Here is a 24,331-nt window from a genome sequence, read left to right as displayed (position 1 = left end):
CATAAAATAAAAACAATAAAAAATAGCACCTAAAATACAACAACTTACACCATGGCTTAATAATTGCCTTCAAAGGATGATTTTTAATAATTATTCTAGGATAGAGAGATTAATGAGAAGTTTAGCTTTAGGTTTATTAATAGGTTTAGGTTTTGTTTTTAATGCTAATGCGGGGGTGATTTATTCCGCAGATGAAGTTGCTAGTAATTTAAGAGATATAAGTACTACAGGTACACAAATTAATTTGTCAGATGATCAGCTTTCTTCAAGTTTCAACATCGGATTTGATTTCAATTTCTTTGATAATATGTATAGCTCTATACAAGTCTCATCAAATGGCTTTATAGACTTTGATGGGAGTCCTGCTAGCGGTTGTTGTTCTGGTAGAGAATTACTTGTCAATGATGCTTATAACAACTTATTCGCTGGCTTGTGGGAAGATTTAGATTCTAATGAAAACACAACAGGCACCATGTACTTTCAAACATTAGGGGCAGTTGGAAGCCGTGAATTTGTTGTAGGTTTTTATGATGTTGCACATTGGCCTTCAGGCAACAATGTTACTTTTGAAATGATTTTGCATGAAACATCTAATAACTTAGAAATTCAGTACGGAGCACTATTAACTGACAGCGGTATTCATACAATAGGTATTGAAAATGCAGATGCTTCTCAAGGTATAGAATATTATAGAGGCTCTAATATCAGCCAATTTAGTAACTCAGGTGTAATGTTCACCACGGCAGTGCCAGAGCCATCAACATTGGCAGTTTTTGCATTAGGCTTATTAGGTCTAGCTGCACGCAGAATGGAAAAGAATTAAAAGGTAAAGTTGTGTGAAAAAAGCACCACATATAGTGGTGCTTTTTATCAAAACCACAATCTACTTTTCAAAAATTCATTAAGATCAGTGACTGATCTTTCATAGTCAATTTACTTACTATTAATTTGAACGAATTATCTATCATGCGCTCAATTATATAACCTTTCACGCTGCTTTTAAGCCTATACTTTATAACCGTATTTTTCTTTATTGTTAAAGCCACGATGTATTTAAACAAATGAAATATAGAGCTACGCTTGGTTAAGCTAGCGTACTGAAGAGGTGAAATAATATTTATAAATTACAAATACTGCGCAACCGCCTAAACAAAGCCAAGATAATGCATCAAGCCAACCATGCCCAATAAGTGCGACAATAATGCCAATAAGCGCAACAATATTTATCAATATTGGTAAACGCCAAGTATATTGATTTAGTGACTTTTTTTTATCTTTGTCTTTCATTTCATTTCTCCAACTAACTCATTAGTGGCTATCTCAGTCTTATCTTGCTGCTTTATTTTTTGGTGCTTTTTAAGCCACAACATCAGCCCTGTCCACAACACGACGATTGCCATTATGTTCAAAATAGCCCAAATTATTTTAAGAGGTAAGCCACCGTAATCGCCAAAGTGCAATGGCACTGAAATATTGATCATATCTAAATACCAAGGCGTGTTTCTTATCGATGAAATATCTCCCGTTCTTGCATCAACTAATGCCACTTTTAACAAGTGTTCAGTCAAAGGCGTATTGCCTTTCCAGCCAACGGTATAATGATATGGTGTTGCATAAGGGCTCTCTGGCCATGACATAAATGAAATGTTAGCGTCAGGGATTTTCGCTAATACAGAAGCAAGTACAATATCTGGTGATACATATTCTTTTATCGGTGCTGAATTTTGATATTGTGCTTTGATGTTTGCGAGTTCGCCATTTTGCCATATTGCCGTAAGCGGTGTTACTAGCGTTAAAATGATGCCGGTGATAGTGACTACACTAACCCAAGCGGCGGTAATAATTCCCACCATGTTATGGGTATCTAAGCGTTCAATGTTAGGATCTCTATCTTTTCTTACAGTCGCAAAAGGTAAACGTTTGATATATGGCGCATAAACCACAATACCTGAAATAATAGCGATAAAGAAAATTAAACCCATTAACCCTAAAAACAAAGTACCGGGCAAACCCATTAGCATACTGGCATGTAAGTCTAATATAAATGCCATAACGCCTTCATTTTGAGGAGGAGCTAATAATCGTTCTCCGGTACGACTATCAAATGGCACTATTAATACTTCTCCTTCTCCGGCTGACATAGACTCACCTATCACAGCACTCACCATAGGTTTACTGTCATCCCAAAACAAAAACATTAAAAAATCATCAGGCTTTTCAGCTCTCGCTAATACCTCAATATCAGCCAATTTAGCTTGTTGCTGTGATTGTACTTCAACAAATTCAGGCAATGATAATTCATTTATTTCAGCATGAAATATGAGTGGCAAACCTGTAACGCACAGCATTAATAAAAACACCGTGCAAATTAAGCTACTCCACTTATGAATAGCATGCCAATACTTCATTGCCTTGCGTGATATCGCCATAGTAATTCTCAAACATTTGGTTGATAATTATTAAAAAGTCTCCTTAACTAATAATTAAGGAGACTTTATTTACTATTTATTACATTCTTATTTAGAATGAATAAGTGACAGAAGCACCAATATTTCTAGGATCAACTATCGATGAATAGCCGTTAGGGTAAGATCTATCTGCAGGAGAATTTAACGTTAATGCCTCTTCATCAAGTGCATTATTAACAAAAACTGCGACTAACCAATTTTCTGTTTCATAATTAACATTAAGTCGTGTCAGTACATAACCACCTGCGACACGCTCTTCAGTATTGGCTAAATCACCAAAATACTCATCAACATAATTAGCTGAAATACCAACGTTTAGTTCTTCAGTTAGCCAATATTTACCACCAACATTAGCGGTAATTGCAGGTGCTGAGTTTAGCTCGTTACCGGTAGCATCAGCATAATCTTCACCCGCATCGGTGATTTCAGTTTTCAAGAAACCTAAACCAGCATTCACTTGAAAATCATCTGTAAGCATTGCTGATATTTCAAATTCAACACCGTAAGTTTCAGCTTCATCCATGTTAACAATTGCACGTAATGAATTTACTGCTTGGTAGCCATCAAAACTATTAAAGAAAGCATTGGCACTGATGTTTATATCGTTTGATAAAGCACTACGTACAGTAAATTCATAGGTATTTACTGATTCTTCATCATAAAAATAATATTCTTGTGTAGTAAAGTTTAGTGCACCACCAGCAGCGTTATAACCTTTACGGCCACTTAAAGATAAGGTAGTTTCATCGGTAATTTGATATTGCAAAACTAGCTTAGGCAAGGTGATTGTTTTGCTGTTATCCAACTCGGCTAGTTCAACACCAAAGGCTGGCATTTTAAAAAAACGATTTTGAGCTTCTCGCTCAATTCGACCACCGGCAATAACTGTCCATGCGTCTGTAAATGCATAGCTAACTTCACCATAAACCGCAGTTGAGTCACTACTATCTTCTCCACTATATGGGAAGCCACCGCCGGCACTGAATTCTTGCTCTCGTTCATAATAGGCGAAACCAATAAAACCATTCAGCGTTGGGTTATTATTGCCAAAATTAACTTTAGCATCAATGGTTGTACTATCTTCATCCATTACTACATGTTGATCTCTCGCTTCAAGCGCAGTATAAGTTTCCATACTCCATTTATAACCCATGACAGCTGCTAGGAAATCAATCGAGATGGAGTCGTTGACAGCGTAATCAAGTTTTAAGTTAATATTTTGAGAGTCAGTATCTGTATGAGTTGGGTTAATAGGCACATAGGCGTATGGATCATCTCCAGAGTAATACTTACGGCCTGCATTACCTTCTTCGTTATTACTTGAATAGGTTAGTAAAGCAGAAAAATCTTCAATTGCTTTTGGCTTCCATAATAATTTGGTTTTAAAACGATTAGTTTCTACCGATTTAAAGTCATGATCTGGTGTATTAGTGTCAAAAAAGATCGGATTATCCACAGTCTCACCATCAAGGCGTTGAAATGACGCTCTAAAGGCTAATTCATCATCAATAAGTGGCCCTGAAATTACCGCAGAAGTATCTATATAACTGTCTTGATTTCTATAACCTAAACGAGCCGCACCTTCCCAATCAAATGTTGGATCTTTAGTTTTAATATATACCGCACCACCAATACTGTTACGACCATTGTTTGTTGATTGCGGGCCACGGAACACTTCAATTTGTTCAATATCCCAAATCCCTGAATCACCTGTCACATAAGCAACAAAGGGTTCAACAACACCATCAATTAAGGTAGATACACGAGTTTTAGCACCACCACTAAATGCATTAAAGCCAGAGGCACCGCCGTTGCCTGAAACACCGCGAATATCTGGTGCCGCACTAGATAAAACAACAACGTTGGGAATATCAGAAATAGCTTCACTCATACTGAGACTTTGCATGGTCTTTAACGTTTCTTCAGTGATCACCGATACAGAAGAGCTAGTATCTTTTAGAGAGCGTTCAGTTTTTTCACCCCGAACGGTAATTTTTTCAATTGATTGTAATTGCTGCTCGTCGTCAGCAAATGCGTTTGATATTGTGCATGCGCTTAGTAAAGCCACTGTAATTGCACTGAATTTCATTGTTGTGTTTTTCATGTGTAACCTAATTTTTGTTAAAAGAAAACGGTACTTATTTTTATAGGCAATAATTTAATGCAACCAAGACACAAACGCAAATAAAAACCATTATCATTTACACCTTATTGATATATGTCATATTGTCTGGCAACAACTTTTGAATTGAAAATGATTCTTATTTACAATAATATGCAAGAGTTCTATTTTACATTTAAGAGGGGTTGTTTAATGTGGCAAATTTTTGCATTAGTACTAACGATTCTTAGCTCAACATTTATTTATCTAAGTAATAAACATCAAGGCTTTATTAAAAAACCTATTGCTAAGATTTGGCGAGTAATCGGCTACTTATGCGCTTTATGTTCATTAGCCGTTTGGTTACAAATACTTGTAGTTAGTTCTGCTGTATTTATATGGCTTTTTACTAGTGTTGTCGCTTTAATAATTATTCCATTAATTAGCTTGAATACGAGCTTAACCAAACCGAAAAAGAAGCTTTCATGACACGATTAACCTCTGATGAAAAGATCCAACCTCATTGGTGGTCTAAAACATTCTCCGGGCTATTCCTTGGCTTATTACTCGCTTATGCTTTAGTGGCTATTTTTGCGTGGTATGGCCCAGGTGGTATTGATGCGCCAGTTAAGGTTCAGTTTAATATGTGGATGATTACACCTATTTGGTTATTAGTATTAAGCTTTACTTATCTCTTTAAAACAGGCTTCAAAGCTTTTATTTATTTAGGCTCAGCAAATATATTCTTTTATAGCCTCTTTTTTTTATTGAGGTGGTTTTCATGAAAATTCGTGGCGATATTCTCCGTACTTACCAGTCTATACATACGTGGACGGGTATTATTGCAGGTTTAGTTTTATTTATTGGCTTTTATGCTGGCTCTTTGAGTATGTTTGAAGATGAAATATCTCACTGGGCAACCCCTTCTAGTCATCATTTACCACAAATACAAACAGAGCTATTCGATGATTTGATTGTCAAATCTTCATCAAGTTTTGATAAAGCCCAAGATGGCTTTACGGTTAATTTCGATGAAAAGTCATCTCCGTTAACATGGTCTGAAGAAGGCGGAGGTCGTGGGCTTAAGTTAAACTATGTTGTAAGGCATGCAACCCTGTCCGAACAAGGGGAGTTAATCACTCAAGTTAACTTAAGTAATGAATTAGGCGACTTAACTGATACATTACACCGTACCGCTGGGATAACAGGGAAAGTAGGCCATGAAGACATTGGGGTCTTAGTTTTAGGTGTTGCCTCAATACTATATTTCTTGGCTATAGTCTCCGGCATTATATTTTTATTGCCAACACTGGTGAAAAGCTTTTTTGCTTTAAGAAGAAACAAAGGCGTAAATCGTTTTTGGCTTGATAGTCACAATCTTGTCGGCATTATCAGCTTACCATTCCATATAATAATCTCTATTACTGTGGTTGTTTTTGCCTTTCATGATGTGTTTTATGGTGGTTTAAGTGTGGCCTATGGCGATAAACCATTGTTTGAACGTGGCGAAAAAACCAAAATTGAATACACGATTAAAGATTTACCCTCTATTGCTAGTTATATTAAAAAAGTTGACGAGTTAACTGATGATTATCAAGTTCAATCAATGACATTTTCAGAGCTATCTTCACCCCGCGCTTCCGTAGGTATTACTCTGGTAAATAACAAAGAAATGATGCGACACAGTAGTGGTGATGTTATTTATATGAACCCCTATACTTACAAAGTTAACTTTAGCAGTATTCCGGTCACGAATAATGATCTGTATACGCCATTAGTGGCGAGTTTTTTCTCACTACATTTTGGCGGCTTTGCTGGTGATTTAGGACGCTGGATTTATTTTATTATGGGATTACTAGGTGCATTTTTGTTCTATAGTGGTAACTTAATATGGTTAGAAAAACGCCGAAAAAAACAACTTGTACAAAGTACATCTAACCGGTTTATGGCATCACTAACCATTGGTATGTGCTTGGGATCAATGCTGGCTGTTGCTTGTACTGTCCTTGTGAGTAAATGGTTGTATATAATTGATGCTCAAATTAATCAAAGCTACATCGCTTGTTATTACATCGTCTTTTTTGCCGCGGTACTTTATAGCTTTATTAGAGGGGCAGCAATAAGTGCCATTCATATACAGCAAGCTTTATTTGTCGTCTGCATATTCATTCCATTAACAACAATGTTAACTAATACAGTTCCAAGTTTATCCCTATGGGCGGTCGATAATTATTCGGGCTATATTGTTGAATTAATTGCATTAGTGTTTGCCGGAGTATTTTATTATGGTGCTTTTAAGACTAAACAACGGGCTTTCCATGGTGAAACTAATAGTATTTGGAGCCTACCACTTGATGCTACTAACCTTATAGCAACCAAAGAAGTAACTGTAGAACAAAGCTAATATCCTTCGTTTCAATAATGCACCAAGGTTGATTGCTGATTTTTCTTGGTCATTTTGCAGAGTAGCAACTAAATAAATTTTCTGACATGCGTTCAATCCCAATTTTCGGGATTGAACCATCGAGAATGATGATGTTCCATAAACACTTATTTATACACTTCAATATACTCACAACAAAATCAACCTTTACCTCTCTTTCTTAAAGAAGTTATTTTCCAAATGGGTTTAAGTCCATACTTAAGATCATTTTCCACATTAAATATTGACTTTATAGGACGGTCGACCTAACCTAAATAGGTCAACCGTCCTAAAAATCAAATTTAGTCTTTAATTTATGAATAAAAACTTAACACGTGAAAAAATTATTAATGCAGCAGACACACTCTTTTATCAACAAGGTTTTGAACATACCTCGTTTTCACAAATAGCGACGCAAGTAAAAATATCGAGGGGAAATTTCTATTATCACTTTAAAACCAAAGACGACATATTAATAGCAGTGATAAACCAAAGGCTTCAAAACACTTCAACTATGTTGGAACAATGGCAAATTGAAGGAGAGACTCCCGATATGAGAATCAAAAGCTTCATTAATATTCTGTTGGTCAATGGTGAAAAAATTAAAAAATTTGGTTGCCCCGTCGGCACACTTAGTAGTGAATTAATTAAACTAAATCATCCCGCGAAAGAGAATGCTAAAGCGGTTTTTACTTTATTCCGTATTTGGTTAAATCGCCAATTTACCGAGCTTAATCATCATGATAATGCTGATATGTTAGCTATGCATTTATTGGCTCGTAGCCAAGGGATAGCAACATTAGCCAGTGCATTTGATGATAAAGATTATATCAAACAAGAAGTAGACAGTTTGCATGCATGGTTAACCCCTTATATCAATTCTATTCACCCTTAAACAGAGAGAATTTATGTTCATCGTATTATTAACATTTTCAGACAACAAACATATGGCAAGTGACTTTATGGCTGGTCATAATCAATGGCTAAAACAGGGCTTTGACGATGGTGTATTTATTCTTGCTGGAAGCCTTAAGCCCAATTTAGGCGGTTCAGTCATCGCAACGAGTCGTTTATTGAGTGAATTAGAAAGTAGAGTAAATGAAGATCCTTTTGTAGTTCACAATGTTGTCAGCGCAGAAATACTTGAGATTGAAGCAAAAAAAGTTGACCCACGTTTACAGTTTCTACTCGATTAATATCAAGCAGGAATAACAATAAGATGCAAAAAATGATTTCAAATTATGGTCCACAACCGTATACGTCTTTAAGCAAGTAATTGAACTTATCAATGATCATGTCAACAATTGTATGAGTCGTAAAAAGTTGAATTAGCACATAATAGCTTTATTCGTCCTTAACATATTTAAAGTATTAGTAATCAAATATGAACCAAGATCGACTGCTGGTCTTTCTTGGTCATTTTACTTACTACTAGTTTGAACGAATTATCTATCATGCATTCAATCCCAATTTGCGGAATTGAATCATCAAGAATTACGGTGTTCCATAATCGCTTAATATTGAGAGATATTGTACTTACTTGAAGTCAATTGAATTTTAATGAATATACAAGGTTATGATTCATTATATAAATTTTATAGGTATGCTGATTTATGCGAGAATTATTTTAGATAACTCATCGTTTGGTGGTAATTTTTCCCCAATAACTTTGCCCGTCACACTATGATACGCTAAACCTGTCATTACTTTCTTAAATATGGCTTTCATTACAGATCTCATTATCAATTGCCCCATTACCCAACCAAGTGGCCCTCCTTTGACAACAAAGTCCGCTGACATATAAATTTCACTGGTGTTTTCATCAATAGCCGTCACTTTCATTTCTGATTGCATACTTTTTAATGGCATTGAATGATTTGAAATATCCATCTTATAGCCTTGCCCTGTATGGTATTCAATAATTTCTTCTACAAGACTTGAACCGTCATTAAAAGTACAAGTTCTTTTTGCGCCTAAACCTGAGCTAATTTCATTTGCACTAGCTGATGATTTAATCGTCATCGCAAACTTTTCAATATTGTTATAGTCCTCAAGTACCTGCCAAATTTTTTCTGCTGGTACATTTACCTTTAATGTCCTTTCACTATGATGCGCCATGATATCTACCTTTTATTTAATTTCTACAAACTAGCTAATTAATGATTAGCTAGCTCAATGAATATGCCTGTTGTTGTTTACTTGTTGTGTTGTTTACTTGCTTTTAAGCCGTGAATAATTATTTCTATTGATGTGGTTAAATCAGTTTCGAAGTCTGGCTTCAATGCTTGAAATTCATCAAGTTGATAAAGTTGTTTTAGTTCGTCACTTTGCATGGCAGCTGTCCAAGAATTTGTCGTGGCTGCATAACTTAAGTTTAAAAGCTTAAAGGCCTTTTCACCTTCAATGTCAGGGTAAACTCTCGTGATATCCAATGTGAGGCGATAGAGTAAATTCATCGACAGACGCTTAAACTTTATTAACTGTTCAAATGAACTATTTCTTTCTAAAGAAGTAAAAAGAATGGGCATTAAATCTAACAATTTGGGATGCGACAACATTGAGTTTAGCCATATATCAGCAAATGACTTTGCCGCAGCCTCTTGTTCAAGTGTTTGCAACTGCAGACTAAAGTCACCTGCCCAGTGTTCAAATAAATCGGCAAATATATTCAAAAATATTTCACCTTTTGAACTAAAGTAACGATACATATTGGACTTGGTAAACCCTGCTTCAACAGCAATTGCGTTAAAACTCACTTTATCGTAGCCATTGTTTTTGAATAGCGTAAAAGCAGCTTTATAAATTGCTTCTTTGCGCGCATTTTTATTTTCGTCTGTTCTCGCTCGTTGCCAATTCATACGAATCACTTTAGTGTCTACCGGTCTCTTAATGACAAATGTAGAAGACCAGCAGTCTCTTGTCAATAGTAAATGTGCTTGAAATGAAATTTATTATGATATGGTGTAGTTACTCTGAAGAAGTATCAATCAAGGTGGGGACGGAATTAAATAGCTCTTTGTTATTACTCCAATACCATTAAGAGGCTAAGGGCCGATATTAAGATATTCATGGTTACTTAAATATCGATTAATATTACTAGTAATCGACAGAGTTACAGTAGATAGATATTTATAAAATATGGAGTAATAACGACTGCTGATCTTTCTTGGTCATTTTACTCACCACCAATTTAAACGAATTATCTATCATGCGTTCAACCTCTCCTTGTGGGATTGAGCCATCAAGAATAATGGTGTTCCATAATCGCTTATTCATGTGATAACCTGGGATTACCGAAGGGAAAATATCTCGCAGCATAATAGCTTCATCGGGATCACACTTTAAATTCATCCACCAATCTTTTTTCTCTCCATCACCTTTACCCATTTTCCCTAATGCTAACGTGGCGAACATTTTATTTTTCACTTTAAAAACTTTAACATCATCACCAAAAGGATAATCGAGCCTAACCTCAGGTTTCTTAAGCAGGTATTTCTCAGCTTGTAACTCAGCGAAACTGGCCACCATAACATGTCCCTCTATTAACATATGAAAATTCATTTTAGCTGCAAGCTAAAATGAACGAAATACTTTATTACTCTAGCCATATGATAACTCACAAATAGTATTGTTTTAATCAACAGCTAGCTCTCTGATTAGAATAAAGAACACTCTCATTGGCCATTTTAGTTAATTACTCCTAACATATAATTAACCATCTAACTATGAAAAGGTAGTAGGTAGCTATGTTTAATAAGAAAATTAAAGACGAATTAAAGAGCTCCCAAGCACAAGTAGCTGAGTATTTATCAGTTATCAACGCTATAAAAGGAAATGTAGCAACAATAGAGTTTACGCCAGATGGAAGAATTACCGATGTAAATGAGCTGTTTCTTGAAATAGCGGGGTACCAAAAAAGTGAGGTCATTGGACAGCATCACTCTGCAATGTGCCTCACAGATTATGTAAAAACGCTAAAATATAAAAAATTTTGGGACGACTTAAAAGCCGGCAAAGCACAAAAAGGAAGGTTTAAGCGTCAAAATAAAAGTGGCGATATCATTTGGCTTGAAGCAACTTACTTTCCTATCTTACTTGATAATATTGTTATAAAAGTAATGAAAATTGCTTCAGATGTGACTACCGAAGTTATCGACTCTCAAGCGCAAGAGCAAATTCTTAATGCTTTAAATCGCTCTCAAGCAATTATAGAGTTTACGCCCGACGGCGAAATACTTACTGCCAATGAGAACTTTGTTAATACGGTTAAATATGATTTAAATAGCATTATTGGTAAACACCATAGAATTTTCTGTGAAAATAAATTTTACGAGGAAAATCCAAACTTCTGGAGTAGCTTAAAGGGCGGGGAGTTTAATAGCGGACAATTTTTACGCAAAGACAAACATGGAACAACAATATGGCTTGAAGCAACTTATAACCCAATTTTTAATGACGAGGGAAACGTCACTAAAGTCATAAAATTTGCTAGTGATATCACTGAAAATATAGAGAAAGAGGCATTAGTTAGAGATGCTTCAGAAATGGCAAGTAGCACTTCATTAGAAACAGTAAAAATAACCGAACATGCATCAGCATTATTAACCTCATCGGTAGAGTTATCCTGTGATATTTCCGAAAAAGCAAAAAGCACAACAGAGCAAATAGATAAACTGAGTGAGCAATCTGAGAGTATACAAGCGATTGTTTCAACAATTAGAGGGATAGCCGATCAAACAAATTTACTTGCCCTCAACGCAGCTATAGAAGCAGCTAGAGCTGGAGAACAAGGGAGAGGGTTTGCAGTAGTAGCTGATGAAGTGCGACAACTTGCCTCTAGAACAAGTCAGTCAACTAATGAAATAGAGAGTGTCGTCTCTAATAATCAAAAGATTACCAGCGGCGTACAAGAAGGAATGGCTATTGTTACTGAATTTGTTGAAAAAGGAACTGTACAAATATCTGAAGTGGTTAAAGTAATGGATGATATTAAAAGTGGCGCGGCCAATATATCTGAAACCGTCACATCTTTATCTCAACATTAATTGAATATAGAAATAGGGCTATTACTCTTTCATGTGTAAACTTTGTTCGAATAGACTGTAGTATAAATATTCAGCAAAGTTTCCCCCTAAAGAGCCAAATTTATATTATTTATGGGGTGGCAAGGAAAGAGTATAAATGTGATAGAAATTTAGCTAAGAATAAACGCTTTATAACGCTAGCCACTTTTTGATTAATACCTCATTCACTAAACCACTTTTGCCAATTGACTCACCGCTAGCTTTAAAGAAATAACTCCGGGGTAGTTCACCGTACCATTGAGGATCAATGGCATAACGACTTTGATCTCCTTGGCCATCCACAAAGTGATAATTTGCTAATGACTGCAGGTCAAACTGTTTAACAATGGTTTCTCGCTCCAAATAACTTTCTTCATCAGCATCCGTGTTCACTAGCATGACTTTAAGATTTGCCGAGCTTGCTTTAAGCTTTTGGATTATAGCTAACTCTTTAAAACAAGGAGGACAATCTACCGACCAAAGCAGCATTAACCACTGCTGACCTTGGTATTGCTTTTTCACTAGCTCAAGTTCAGCCTTGGTAAACACACTCGAACTGGCGTAAACGTTTGAGGCAGCTAACGCCAGTATTGTTGCCAATAATATATTAATTATATTTTTCATAAGGCCTGCAATATATGTCCCTGTTTAAGGCGTTGCCAAGAAACATAATTAGTGTTGCCTTTGTTGATGATGAATGGACGATCTGCACCTGAGCTTGCTGTAGCAATAACTTTGGCACTAGCAAAACTTTGACCATTATCATTTGATTGTTGCCACCAAAGCTCATGGATTTTTCCATTAAACTGTGTCCAAACTATATCAATATTATTACCATTTACAATTAAATGGGGGTGAGCTGCCTGTGCTTTATTATCACCAACGGCAATCGGTGTTGAGAGTGTTTTTCCTTGATCATCACTACTGCCATAGAAAATGCCTTTACCTAATTCTCCTTGGTTAAACCACACCATATGGTAGCGGTTATTCGCGTCAACACTGATGCCACCACCTTGATGCGGACAGCCATTTATTTGCCAACGATCATAACTAATTTGATAAGGTTCAAGTGGTGCTGTATTGGCCTTACTCAGTGTTAATAGTGCAAACTCACGGATATTATCACCATAAATATGTCGCCAAAATATCGATAATTCACCTTCTTGGTTATAGTCCATGGCAATGCGACAACAAACACAAGTATTATTAGCTAGCGCCTGATTGGTAAAAGTACCCTCTCCTTTACTAAAGTTAGCCTTAGCAAGATATAAAGCGGAGCCATTAGCTTCTTTACCTGCCTTTTTCAATTGATATTTTAAGCGGCCATCAAGCCAAACAATGCTTATGTCCCCTTCAGGCGTTACTAACATTTCATTAAAGCTATGGCCGGTTAGCAGATTATCGTTATTCACCGTTATTGGCTGACTAAAGGTTTTTCCATCGTCATTAGAATAGGCAAACCTGACATCGGCAGTATATTTTTTCTCTCGAGGCATCGCCCATGAGAGGTAAACACCTTGGTGATTATCAAAGGCGATTTTCGGGCGATTCTCATTTCGTGCTGAAATGTTTTCTTTTATCGTATTAACTCGCTTAACTTCACTAAAGGTTTTGCCATTATCAGCGGATATTTGATAGTAGATAGCAGCATCTTTCGCCCAAACTCGCCATAAATCACCGTTAGGTGCAAAAGCAGAAGTCACAGTTTTAGCACATTGTATGTTACTGCTATCACAAAGATTTTTCTGTTTATGTTCTTCCTTAGAGTGTCCTTTACTTGAGTGCTGATGGGCATTCGCATTCACCCACGCATGACTAAAAACCAAGGCGCACAATAAGCCGAGCTTTGCTAACAATTTAAACTTAGTCATTACATTTACCATTGATAATTAACACCTACATAAGCGGTTCTTGGCGCGCCTGGAGAAATACTTACCGAGCCATAACGATAGGAGGCTTCTTGAATATATTTCTCATCACTGATGTTTAGCACTCTCGCATTTATCGACAAAGCACCGTTTACTTGATAACGCATTTTTAAATTAGCAATAGTATAGCCGTCTTCAATACGATCATTACCTTCATCGTCTTGGCTATTGGCATCATCTAGCCAGTATTCACCAATCGATTGCACTTCAAGCATGGCGGTTAATCCAGTTAAGAAGTTAGGATTGTAACGAAAACGAACATTAGCAATGTAATCAGGTGCTGCTGCCATTTCATTACCTGAATAGTCATCATGTTCATCATACTCATGCTCTGAGTGGCTGTAAGCCGTACTGATATTAAATTGCTCATTAATTTGCCACATCAGTGACACTTCAACACCTTTATGAGTAACGCGTGAGGCATTGGTTAAATAACGTTGACCATTATCGTTATAGGCGTGAACGATACCATCATCAACATCCATATAATAAAGTGCCGTGTCAAAAGTAACAGATTGCCAGTTCGCTTTATAACCAAGCTCGTAAGTATCTGACACTTCTGGGTCAACCGCTTTGGCATTGCCGTCATCTTTTGTGGTTAAATGATACAAACTGCCAGCAGTAGGTAAACGGAAACTATTGGCATATCTTGCGTAAACACTAGAGTCTTGCGTTAAGTGATAGTTCAAACTGGCCTTCGGGCTAAAATGATTAAAATCATCACTACGATTCTCGACACTTATCTTGCCATGGCCAATATCACCATAGACACCAAGATGATTGTCAAAATCATATTTAGCGTAATCATAGCGAGCACCTAAGGTTAAATCTAAGTTTTGGGTTAATTTGCGTTGATGCTGAACATAAGGTGAAATACCAATATATTGGGTGGTGTCATCGTAAAATTTTTCACCTTTTACAAAGGTATCTGCTCCCCAACCGGTAGTAGTGAAATCAAGCGGCTGATAGGACAACTGATCACCTTCGGTAAGCTCAATATCTAAACCTACCGTGGTATTACTGTCACCTTGATGGTCAAAGTTAGCTAATGCTAACAACCCTAAAGTATTCACTTCCGACTCTACTTTAGGCATGTTTTGATTCCATGTTGCCGTATAATCGTTAGTGCGGTGGCGAAGGTATGGTATTAATGAGTAATAATCATCACCTGAAGTTTTATCCCACTGTGTTGATAATCTTATATATTGAGTTTTCCTCAATGGATCACTCGCCAACACTTCATCAGAAAGTCCTGAGTTAGTGATATCGTTTTCATATTGCTCCTCTGATAAGCTGCCAGCCATTTCTTGCTCGAGATCTGACATCACTAATGATGTTACTAAGCGCTCATTTGCACCTAATTCTAGCTCATGACGAAAGGTTAATTCAGCTCTTTCAGAGCCTGTATGATCACGCCAGCCATCATTTTTTAAATAAGAGCCTGAAACACGAAAGCCTTGTGTATCTGAAATATTATTACTGTGGCTTAGCTGCACTTTGCCATAGCCATCTTCACCTAACATCACATCCGCGGTTGTCTCAGGAGAATCGCTAACATCAGCGGATAAAATATTTACCGTAGCAGCAACAGCGCCAGAGCCATATAAAGCAGTACCTGCACCTTTTAGTACTTCCATGCGAGCAACATTAGAATTAAAGCTAGACCACCACAAGGCATTATGATTAAAAAAGGCCGGTGATTGCAGTGGGATATTATCTTGTAAATATAAGTAGTAACCACTAGTGTTCATTGGCATTCTGATGGCCGCTTTATGACCTTGACCACCTGAAAGTTGGTCGATTAACACCCCTGAAATACTATTAAGTGACTCAGCCACATGTTGGCCGTTATCTAATGCTAGCTCTTCTTTGCCAATACCTTGTACTGACATCGCTAAATCGGTATCCAGTTTTTCTTGTCTTGAAGAGGTAACGGTAATGCGCTCAAAACTATTGTCATCATAACGTGGTGCATCATCGTCAGCTAAGGCGACAGAGCAAGATTGGCTTATTAGGGTAGCAAGTAAGGAGATTTTAAGACTTTTATTCATAACAACAGAATTTCTTTGATTAGTTAAACTGTTGTTATAGTAAAGTATTTATTGATTTTTGAGGTGTGACATAATGTCGCGATTATTGAATTACCTCGATAATATTATTGATATGTATCAATAGGGGCTGTTGATCTTTCGAGATTGTTTTTGCAGCGAATTGTTGGGTATTTATACAAGGTAGAGCCTTTGCCATGTGGTTGTTCCACATAAAAAGGCGATGACGCCGTAAAAATGACCAACAAACGCTGTCCGAAGGATTCGGCTAAAAGCGCTTTACTCATTGTTGAGTAGTATTTGCTTAGAATGACTAGGCTAAAAACTACTCGCCGCGATTAAAACGCTTTTATCTCGAACAAAATTTAATCGCGAAAGATCAACAGCCCCTAATATTATCGTTTCAATCTACTAGGGCTAAAGTTACTCTGGGAAAACTTCTAAGGTTAAATATAAGCTGTAGTGTTTAATATCAAATTCCGCAGGTTGAGGCACTTTTACTGACGTTTCAGCGGCTAAAAAGTAAAAACCTGCTTCTGTCGGCGTGAAGGTAAATTCTCCTGACTGATTAGCAGTAAGAGAGACTTCATTACGATTATTACGATGACGTGTACCTGCTTTAATAACCTTGATATTGGTTGGTATCGTTAAAGGTTTACCATCAAAAAGTAATTGAACATTAGCTTCTTCGCCAACAAAGAGATCATTAGGGTGAGTTTCACCTGCCAGCTCTACGCCTTTTCCAATGGCTTTCACCGCGGCGGTACTTGGTGAGTTAAGACTCACAAACGTTTCAACACGAGATGATGTGGTTCGCCTAACAATATTAGTAGCACCTTTAGGTAGCGCCGGATTTTTACCAAAGACTCGCCCTGGCGTCCCATCACTTTTCTTAAAGGTTGTCATGGGAACTTCTGGCTGAATCAAGCCAATTCGGTACGTACCCGAGTCTTTCAACCAGACATCAGCCACTGACAAACGTGCAAAGGCTTGCCAGCGAGTATTATTTGATATTGAACCATCAGGTGCTATCACCCTATGTTGCAATACCTTAAAAAGGTTCTTCAAGTCCCCAACATCAGCACCGGTATTACTATCCCCAAGTGGTCTGTCCGGATGAAAAATATCATTGGAAATACTCGCCATCAGAGTGATAGCTTGCGCTTTATCTCCCGATAATAAGGTATGAGTAGGCACAATAAATCGCTCGTGAGCGATAGAGTTAAAAGTCGTTGTGCTCGCTAGTAAACAAAAACTAGCTAAGGTTGAAATTCGTTTTATCAATGTCATAACATTTCCCTAATTTATTGAAATTAATATTTTGCCAAGCTCAGTTTGGCCCTGTAATTCAAATTGCTGCTTTTGGTTTTCACCTAAGCGAATACGTTGGCGTAAATATTCTCTACTGCCCTGCTCTCGTACGGCCTCTATATGCAGTACATACTCTCCAGAAACCACTTGCTTACCGGACTCAAGCTTGCCATCCCAGCTGAGTTTATAAATCCCAGGTTTGCGCGTAGCGCCAGAAACCGCGTCATAATTAGGTGACTTTTTACGGCCTATTTTTCGCCACCATTGGCGTAGGTCTTTATACCAATCCGACTGCTCTTTCCAAAAAGCTAAGGTATGTATCCCTTTGCGCTTTGGCGTTTCAATCCAAACGGCAACATAAGGTTTGTGATAGGGGTTAGCGTTAATCACTGGCACTTCGACCGAAACATCAAGAGATTCTGCCGCGCAAATAGAGGTAACTAACAAGGTTGAAATGACAAGGGTTAGTAATAGTAAATGTTTCATAAACGTCCTTTATAAAAGTAATCTAGGTACTGCAAATAAATACAATAAAACCGGTGTTAAACAGCCAATAAATAAAATATATAAAGCTTGTCGGCGGTGTTTGGCATTTTGCAATAAAATGATAATGCCGGTTAAGGTAAATAGCACCATTAGTGCTGCTGATAGGTCGATTAACCACGACCAAACAGCGCCACTATGTCGGCCCTTATGTAAATCGTTAAACAAGGCTAGCCAGCCACCTTGGCTATATTCAATATCAACTAGTTGCTCCTCAAGTATGACAGTTACAAAGGCATAACCTGACGGCAGTGGATAATCATAAGTTATCTCGCCAATATCTAGGGCTAAATCGACACTGCGCGGCTGTGTTAAGCCGGTTTGCTCTTCAACAAAACGTTGAATTTGTTTCAGTGGAACTTCTTCATCGGCACTTGTTTGGCTTAACGCTGCAGGTAGTGCAATTGAATAATCATCTGTAGAACTACCACTTGCCCAATCAGGGTGATTTAAGGTAATGCCCGTGACACAGAAAAATAGTAACAAGGAGAACAGCGCCGATGAAATATAGATATGTAGCCAACGACAAAGGCTAAACAAACGTTTAGCCTTAGGGTTTCGAAATTTTGCACTAATTTTTACTTTTTTAGCCGGAGGAGAAGTAGCCCCACTCCGAGCAAATTTAGTGCGTATTTGAGGTCTAATTATCGACATTAAAATTGATACGAGACAGTCGCTTTAATATTTCGACCAGGCTCATAATCGACCAGATAAAGTTCACCAAATAACGGATGGAAAGTACTGCCGGTTCTTGATGACTGGTTCACGTAAAATTCATCAAATACGTTATCAATACCAAAAATAACGGACAAACCTTCGGCTTGCTGTGGCTGCCAACTTACCGAAAGGTTATGTAGAGTATAACCATCTTTGGCTGTTACTGATGAAGAAGCATCAAGTGCTAACGCATCTTCAACATCATCCACAATTTGCATATCCCAATGTAGGGCTAAATCAGCTGCCGGAATAGTATAATCGGCTGATAACGTTAAGGTGTCTCCTTGTTGACGATCTAATCTAGCGCCATCAAAATCACTATAATCATCAAAAGCATTTAATTCACTTTCTGCTGATGCATAGGTTAACTGTAGGGCGAGTTCGCTAATGGCATAGCCGGTGTAAAATTCAAAACCGTCTACATCCATATCACCAATATTATCTTTCCAAGTATCTCTTGGACCGCCACCGGGTACTGCCGCATAATCATAGATATAATCATTAATGTTAGTTTTGAAAAAAGTCACACCAACAGTAAATGAGTCGGCACCTAAGACATCATCATCGTAAGCAAAAGCAATTTCATGGTTAAAACCAGTTTCTGCCTTCATGTCTGCATTTTCAACATCACCCAGTCCTGCGCCAATGAAAACTTCACCTATTTCAGGGCCTTTAAATAATTGCGTACTACTTGCTTTAATGATGAAATTTTCATTAAAAGAATACTCAGCCGCTAAGGCTGCGGTAAAATCACTAAAAGTATCGTCCACCACTGTAGACTCTAAATCGTAGCTGTCGTACCGCACACCCGGAATAATGAAAAATCCGTTGCCAAAATCTATACGATCTTCAATGAAAACAGCTGAGTTTATAGCTTTCTCACCGGAGCTAGCATCCTCTACATTGATGTAATCTGCATAATAACTGGTTTTATATTTAACGATATCCAGACCGTAAGTTAGTTCATGTTCAATACCTTTACCTAGTACTGAATTAGCCAAAACATTAACGCCAGTGTTTTCAGCCGTGCCGGTAATATAACCCGCCGCATCAACATACCAAGGACTTTCAGCCATACCCGTTTCATCACGATGCAATTCACTTTCATTATTAAATAGCGCCACTTTTACAGAAGAGCTATCTCCAAAGTTGGCATCATAATTTACTGTTAAGGTGTCACGGCTAAACTCTGTTGGCCACACTAGCGGTAAACCTAAAGCGCCACCAATAGCAATATCAGTAGCTAAGCCCATATCCGGTCGATAGCTATAATCACCTTTATCTGTGTAACTTTCATAACCAAGCTCGATACGTTGTTCGTTAGTAATATCCCAACCAAATTTAATTAAAGCATCATTTACTTCGCCCTCAAGACCAACAACTTCACCATTAGTGCCGTCAATTTCATTGCCTTGTGAGTCTAATATTTTTTCGCCACCAACTTTATAGTTTTCACGATCAACATAGTTATAATAAGCAAGAAAATCGATGTTATCGGTTAATAACCCGTAGCCTGTTAACGAGTAACCTTTAGAGGCGTTATCTGCATAGCTTACTTGAGCTCTTGCCCCAAACTTTTCATCTTTTGCCAACAGCTCTTTCGCTTCTTTCGTTTCAAAACGTACCGAGCCACCTAAACCACCATTAATAACCGAGTTACTACCCACTTCGATATCAACAGATTTTAAAATATCAGCATGAATTTGTAAGTTACCCATATGGTGATACATATAAGTATTTTGATTAGCACCATCAATGGTAATTTTTAGATCTTTATCATCCATGCTACGTATAGTGATACGCTGATTTAATGAATGAGCACCACCGACATCAACGCCTGGAATAGTACGGAGTAAATCGCTAATGTGGTCAGCTTGCTTAGTTGCTATAGCCACATTGCCCATGTAGACTGAAGATGATTTAACTTGCGTACTCCACACTGAAATACGCTCTACTTCATCGCTATCTTGTACTTGTTCAGCAAGTAAAGAGGATGAAAAAATGGCACTGGTAACAGCTAATGCAACGGCACTTTGACCAAGATGCTTAGTAAGCATGATATTTCCTTTATAAATAAGTTAATTCTTAGAACAATGATGTTAATGATAATAATTCGTATTATATCAGTGTTGTTGTGCACCTATTTAGTGTAATTTATATGCTAAATCGTCAACTTCTTATGCTAAATCGCCACTTGGATAAAAATTAGAATTGAGATGAAAAAAACACAAGAGCATTCTAAAATTGGTCTAACTCGCACCCTCAAGGATGCCGGTTATCAACAAGTTGTTGTTGATCTCTCAGCTAACGCTAAATTACAAAAAAACACTTCAACAATAGTGAAAGGAGAGCTGTGCTTTAACACTCTTCCTTCTGGCATGAAATTACATTGTACTGATGTTGTTGAAGAGCAATCGGGCCGAACAACCTCTGAAATAGATGAATGTATTAGCATCAATTTTTTACTGGAAGGAAGTGTCGAATATTGTTTAGATAATAACCGCTTTAGCTTTTCTGTTGATGATAAACCACTTATTTTGATTAGCTGTATTGGCGAACAGCAACTGTTCACCCGCTATTTTAGTCGCGGTAAACATATTAGAAAGTTGAATATTTCAGTGGATAAACACTGGTTACTCTCACGGTGTAGAAACGAGCAAGATAAACTGATTGCAACTAAAGTCTTTGCTGAAAAACAAGCCGTTTATCAATGGTCATGCGATAAAGAATTACTTCCTTTTGTGGCTAAATTATTCAATTTTCATCATGAAGATTCATTGTTAGCTAATTTACAAGCCGAGCAAATAGCCTTTCAGTTATTTAGCTACTGTTATCAACAACTCGCACTAGTAACTAGCGATCATGCAACGTCGCCAGTCAGTTCAGTTAGAGGGCGTATTAATGAAGATGATTACTTTGAGAAACATCTTGAAGAGATCATCTATCAATCGCTGTCTTTAACAGACATTTCTCTGCATTTAGGCGCAAGCATAAGTAGTTTACAACGCTACTTTAAAACCAAACATCAACTCACCATAAAAGAATATATTCGCAATCAAAAACTAGAACATGCTAGAAGATCATTAATTTTCGATAAAAAAACTATTGGTGAAGTCGCTTATATTGCTGGCTATAAGCATGTATCAAATTTTTCTACGGCGTTTAAGAAATACTTTACTGTGACGCCTGCGGAAATTCAAAGTCAATATAGTTAAAGCTTTTTAATTAGACGGTGATCATTTGAATGTTAAAACTTAAAAAGCCAAGGCTAAGTGCCTTGGCTTTTTATGTTATTCACGATTAAATTAAAAGCTATAAGTCGCTTCTACCCAAGCACTTAACCCTTCACTTGGTAGTCTTGACATTACAGGCGTACCAGTACCCTTCACCCGATTATAACCTCCTAAATGGTTTTGGTACTCTCTATCGAGTAAATTATCTACACCTGCTCTTAAGGTTAGGTTGTTACCGACAAAGTAACTAGCATCAAGATTAACGACACCGTAGCCAGCTGTTTTCTGCTCCTGATTAGTTTGTGATACATCATTTTGCGCTGCTGTTGCCACTAAGCTTAAGTTAGTAATTAGGTTTTCAAAAGCATAACTAACACTAATTTGACCATTTAATGGGGCGATACGATACAAATTATCATCAATATCTCTACGCTCACCTTTGACGTAACTGGCAAGACCTGAAATTGAAAGGGAATCCGAAATAGCATAAGAAAAATTAACATCTGCGCCATAAAGCTTGGCGTCGACATTGTTAAATTGTAATGGTGAGTCATCACCTGCCATCATTGAAGCCATCATAGAGGCAGACATTGCTTCCATAGGTAGGGGCGTTCCTTGAATATAATCATCAATTGATTGATAGAAGATATGCGGTGCGACACTAAAAGCTTTAGATTGATAGTTTAAGCCCAGATCAATTTGATAGGCTGTTTCTGATTTTAAATTTATATTACCTATATAAGTGCGACCATCACCTAAGCCACCTGTTGCTTCCATAGGCGTCCATAAGTAACGCTCTTGATACGACGGGGCTCTATTTTTAACACCTAAACCAAAGTATAACGAAGCGTGTGTTGATAACTGAGTTTCAGTGCTCAAGGCAATATCAACATTAGTGTCATTCACTTTTCGATCGGCGTTATTAAAATCATCCCTTAGATCGCTCGCTAACTCCGCCATCGATGGCATAGTACTCATGCCTGAATCCATATTCATACCTGAATCCATATTCATACCTGAATCCATATTCATACCTGAATCCATGTCCATGCCCGAATCCATGTCCATACCTGAGTCCATATTCATACCTGACATAATGGCCATTGATGTTGACACTACATCAGCATTGGCATCAGCACGTTTTACTCTACCCCCCAAATTAACGGTTGTATCAGCAAATTTTTCCTGCCACTCGCCATAGATGCCGTAACGTCTATCAAGGACATTGTTAAAATTAACCACTTCAAACATGGCATTATTGGGGTTGGTAATCACTGAATCGTGTGTCGCCGAATAGCCATCAATACCAAACATTAATTCACCAAAGCTAAAGCCTTTAGATAATTCAATTTTGAAATCTGTGGTATCAGCTAACGCAGTATTTCTTCTATGCTTGTCCATATCATCATTACTACGCATAAGAAAATTCGTCATACCATGATCTGCATCTAAATAACCGACTAACCATTCACCTTGCCAACCTGAAAGCACAAATTTACCATCAATATTGACTCGATGACTTTCAATGTACTCAATATCCATGGGTAAGGCTGGTGTCCCTGAATCTTTTGTGTCGGTATAGTGATAACTCACGCCAACTTCATTGTCACCCTTGCTGTAACGAATATCTGTACCTGCTTGCGTCTTGTTGAAATCTGTTGGGGAGATAAGCGTTCCGTCACCTGACTCCATGCTGTCACCTTTTTGTTGGTTAGCATAAGCCATTAAAGCAAAATCATTTTGCGCGATGTTTACCACGCCAGAAAAAGTATTGGCGCTGTTATTACTGCGATAACCCGCTTGAACGTCGCCGCTCACTTGAGTCGTTTGGGCATTACTTACTTCTGCTTTACGCATTTTAACGTCGATGGCACCACCTAACGTATTAATGCCCGCAGACACAGGGGCGACTCCTCGGTAAACACTCATTGACTCAACAATTAACGGTGTTGAATAACTTAGTGGAGTATCCATCGCGTTTGGCCCAGCACCAATGAGTATGTGTCCATCTAAATTTGCAGCAATACGATCGCCATATAAACCACGATATTGCGCGATGCCTGTTACCGGCCCATTTCTATTAATATTGGCACCTGGAACCGTTGCCAACCAATTTGCTAAATCAGGTGCGCTAGTTTTACCTTGAGCAAAACTTTCATTTCTTTCGATACCATGATGCCTTTGGTTGGTAATGGTTATAACCTCTAAATCCTCAATGGCATCAGGTGCTTCATCTGCTAATGTTTGCGCTGAAAATGAGATAGCTGATGAGGTTATTGTCGAAAACAACACTAATTTCACAGCCATCGCTGCAGGAGTAAGAAAAGCTCGCATAGTATTTCACTTTATATATTGGTTCTAATTGAGCTTATTCTCACGGCTTAACTTATTTAAAACAAAGGGAAATGCGCAATGCGCGACAATTTGTCGCAGGTAAAATGTCATATATTTGCACTAGATCAATAAAGAAGACTTTTCGGCTAAAACGTTATTCATC

The 24,331-nt window shown here is 37.6% G+C and carries 22 protein-coding genes; 7 read left to right on the top strand and 15 right to left on the bottom strand.

Translation table 11 applies throughout. The features are described 5' to 3' along the window. Nucleotides 1–112: 112 nt before the first annotated feature. Nucleotides 113–823 (top strand): PEP-CTERM sorting domain-containing protein, encoded by a 711-nt coding sequence (locus AC27IF_RS00940; protein WP_487051267.1) that lies wholly within the window; start codon nt 113–115, stop codon nt 821–823. A 266-nt stretch (nt 824–1,089) separates the two neighbouring features. Here AC27IF_RS00940 and AC27IF_RS00935 read toward each other — a convergent pair whose 3' ends face one another. The 3 genes from AC27IF_RS00935 to AC27IF_RS00925 form a co-directional block, all read right to left on the bottom strand. Then, nucleotides 1,090–1,287 (bottom strand): hypothetical protein, encoded by a 198-nt coding sequence (locus AC27IF_RS00935; protein ID WP_487051265.1) that lies wholly within the window; start codon nt 1,285–1,287, stop codon nt 1,090–1,092. Continuing rightward, the gene (locus AC27IF_RS00930; RefSeq protein WP_487051263.1) at nt 1,284–2,429 is read right to left on the bottom strand and encodes a PepSY-associated TM helix domain-containing protein; all 1,146 of its coding nucleotides are present in this window, start codon (nt 2,427–2,429) and stop codon (nt 1,284–1,286) included. The genes AC27IF_RS00935 and AC27IF_RS00930 overlap by 4 nt, the downstream gene beginning before the upstream one ends. Nucleotides 2,430–2,520: 91 nt before the next feature. Further along, nucleotides 2,521–4,572 carry a TonB-dependent receptor gene (locus AC27IF_RS00925; RefSeq protein WP_487051261.1) on the bottom strand — a complete coding sequence of 684 codons (2,052 nt, stop codon included), beginning with the start codon at nt 4,570–4,572 and terminating at the stop codon, nt 2,521–2,523. Nucleotides 4,573–5,054: 482 nt separating this feature from the next. Here AC27IF_RS00925 and AC27IF_RS00920 point away from each other — a divergent pair, with 482 nt between their 5' ends. The 4 genes from AC27IF_RS00920 to AC27IF_RS00905 all read left to right on the top strand — a co-directional run bounded on the left by AC27IF_RS00920 (nt 5,055) and on the right by AC27IF_RS00905 (nt 8,187). Next, nucleotides 5,055–5,354, top strand: a complete 300-nt coding sequence (locus AC27IF_RS00920) for a hypothetical protein (RefSeq protein WP_487051259.1) — start codon at nt 5,055–5,057, stop codon at nt 5,352–5,354. Then, nucleotides 5,351–6,973, top strand: coding sequence for a PepSY-associated TM helix domain-containing protein (locus AC27IF_RS00915; protein WP_487051257.1), 1,623 nt, complete (start codon nt 5,351–5,353; stop codon nt 6,971–6,973). The genes AC27IF_RS00920 and AC27IF_RS00915 overlap by 4 nt, the downstream gene beginning before the upstream one ends. Nucleotides 6,974–7,307: 334 nt before the next feature. Next, nucleotides 7,308–7,886 carry a TetR/AcrR family transcriptional regulator gene (locus tag AC27IF_RS00910; protein WP_487051255.1) on the top strand — a complete coding sequence of 193 codons (579 nt, stop codon included), beginning with the start codon at nt 7,308–7,310 and terminating at the stop codon, nt 7,884–7,886. 13 nt (nt 7,887–7,899) lie between these two features. Beyond that, entirely contained in the window at nt 7,900–8,187 is a 288-nt protein-coding gene (locus tag AC27IF_RS00905; protein ID WP_487051253.1) for a YciI family protein, read from the top strand. Between the two features lie 415 nt (nt 8,188–8,602). On the opposite strand, the gene AC27IF_RS00900 is transcribed toward AC27IF_RS00905, so the two are convergent. From AC27IF_RS00900 to AC27IF_RS00890, 3 genes are all read right to left on the bottom strand, one after another. Further along, the gene (locus tag AC27IF_RS00900) at nt 8,603–9,109 is read right to left on the bottom strand and encodes an SRPBCC family protein (RefSeq protein ID WP_487051252.1); all 507 of its coding nucleotides are present in this window, start codon (nt 9,107–9,109) and stop codon (nt 8,603–8,605) included. Between the two features lie 77 nt (nt 9,110–9,186). Beyond that, nucleotides 9,187–9,849: a TetR/AcrR family transcriptional regulator gene (locus AC27IF_RS00895; protein WP_487051250.1), complete on the bottom strand. Its 663-nt coding sequence runs from the start codon at nt 9,847–9,849 to the stop codon at nt 9,187–9,189. Between the two features lie 271 nt (nt 9,850–10,120). After that, a complete protein-coding gene (locus AC27IF_RS00890) occupies nt 10,121–10,552 on the bottom strand; it encodes an MmcQ/YjbR family DNA-binding protein (RefSeq protein ID WP_487051248.1) in 432 nt (143 codons plus the stop codon). Between the two features lie 185 nt (nt 10,553–10,737). Here AC27IF_RS00890 and AC27IF_RS00885 point away from each other — a divergent pair, with 185 nt between their 5' ends. After that, nucleotides 10,738–12,036 carry a methyl-accepting chemotaxis protein gene (locus AC27IF_RS00885; protein ID WP_487051246.1) on the top strand — a complete coding sequence of 433 codons (1,299 nt, stop codon included), beginning with the start codon at nt 10,738–10,740 and terminating at the stop codon, nt 12,034–12,036. A gap of 168 nt (nt 12,037–12,204) precedes the next feature. On the opposite strand, the gene AC27IF_RS00880 is transcribed toward AC27IF_RS00885, so the two are convergent. The 8 genes from AC27IF_RS00880 to AC27IF_RS00845 form a co-directional block, all read right to left on the bottom strand. Beyond that, nucleotides 12,205–12,678, bottom strand: coding sequence for a TlpA family protein disulfide reductase (locus AC27IF_RS00880; protein WP_487051244.1), 474 nt, complete (start codon nt 12,676–12,678; stop codon nt 12,205–12,207). Beyond that, on the bottom strand, nt 12,675–13,925 hold the full coding sequence (locus AC27IF_RS00875) for a sialidase family protein (RefSeq protein WP_487051242.1): 1,251 nt from the start codon (nt 13,923–13,925) through the stop codon (nt 12,675–12,677). The genes AC27IF_RS00880 and AC27IF_RS00875 overlap by 4 nt, the downstream gene beginning before the upstream one ends. A gap of 5 nt (nt 13,926–13,930) precedes the next feature. After that, on the bottom strand, nt 13,931–16,033 hold the full coding sequence (locus tag AC27IF_RS00870; protein WP_487051240.1) for a TonB-dependent receptor: 2,103 nt from the start codon (nt 16,031–16,033) through the stop codon (nt 13,931–13,933). A 104-nt stretch (nt 16,034–16,137) separates the two neighbouring features. After that, on the bottom strand, nt 16,138–16,317 hold the full coding sequence (locus AC27IF_RS00865) for a hypothetical protein (RefSeq protein ID WP_487051238.1): 180 nt from the start codon (nt 16,315–16,317) through the stop codon (nt 16,138–16,140). 136 nt (nt 16,318–16,453) lie between these two features. Next, entirely contained in the window at nt 16,454–17,320 is an 867-nt protein-coding gene (locus tag AC27IF_RS00860; RefSeq protein WP_487051236.1) for a DUF4198 domain-containing protein, read from the bottom strand. Nucleotides 17,321–17,329: 9 nt separating this feature from the next. Next, the gene (locus AC27IF_RS00855) at nt 17,330–17,827 is read right to left on the bottom strand and encodes a DUF2271 domain-containing protein (RefSeq protein ID WP_487051234.1); all 498 of its coding nucleotides are present in this window, start codon (nt 17,825–17,827) and stop codon (nt 17,330–17,332) included. Nucleotides 17,828–17,836: 9 nt separating this feature from the next. Further along, entirely contained in the window at nt 17,837–18,538 is a 702-nt protein-coding gene (locus tag AC27IF_RS00850; protein ID WP_487051232.1) for a PepSY-associated TM helix domain-containing protein, read from the bottom strand. After that, nucleotides 18,538–20,658 carry a TonB-dependent receptor domain-containing protein gene (locus AC27IF_RS00845; protein WP_487051230.1) on the bottom strand — a complete coding sequence of 707 codons (2,121 nt, stop codon included), beginning with the start codon at nt 20,656–20,658 and terminating at the stop codon, nt 18,538–18,540. Before AC27IF_RS00845 ends, AC27IF_RS00850 begins: the two co-directional genes overlap by 1 nt. 159 nt (nt 20,659–20,817) lie before the next feature. On the opposite strand from AC27IF_RS00845, the gene AC27IF_RS00840 reads away from it, so the two are divergent. Further along, entirely contained in the window at nt 20,818–21,816 is a 999-nt protein-coding gene (locus AC27IF_RS00840) for a helix-turn-helix domain-containing protein (RefSeq protein ID WP_487051228.1), read from the top strand. 90 nt (nt 21,817–21,906) lie between these two features. Here the strand turns inward: AC27IF_RS00840 and AC27IF_RS00835 are convergent, their stop codons facing one another. Then, complete coding sequence (locus AC27IF_RS00835) at nt 21,907–24,168, bottom strand: TonB-dependent receptor (RefSeq protein ID WP_487051226.1); 2,262 nt, start codon at nt 24,166–24,168, stop codon at nt 21,907–21,909. Between the last annotated feature and the right edge of the window lie 163 nt (nt 24,169–24,331).

The sequence above is a fragment of the Colwellia sp. KS18-150 genome, assembly GCF_057551365.1.
Note: the sequence above shows the minus strand (reverse complement) of the source record. Positions and strands in the feature narration are given on the sequence as shown.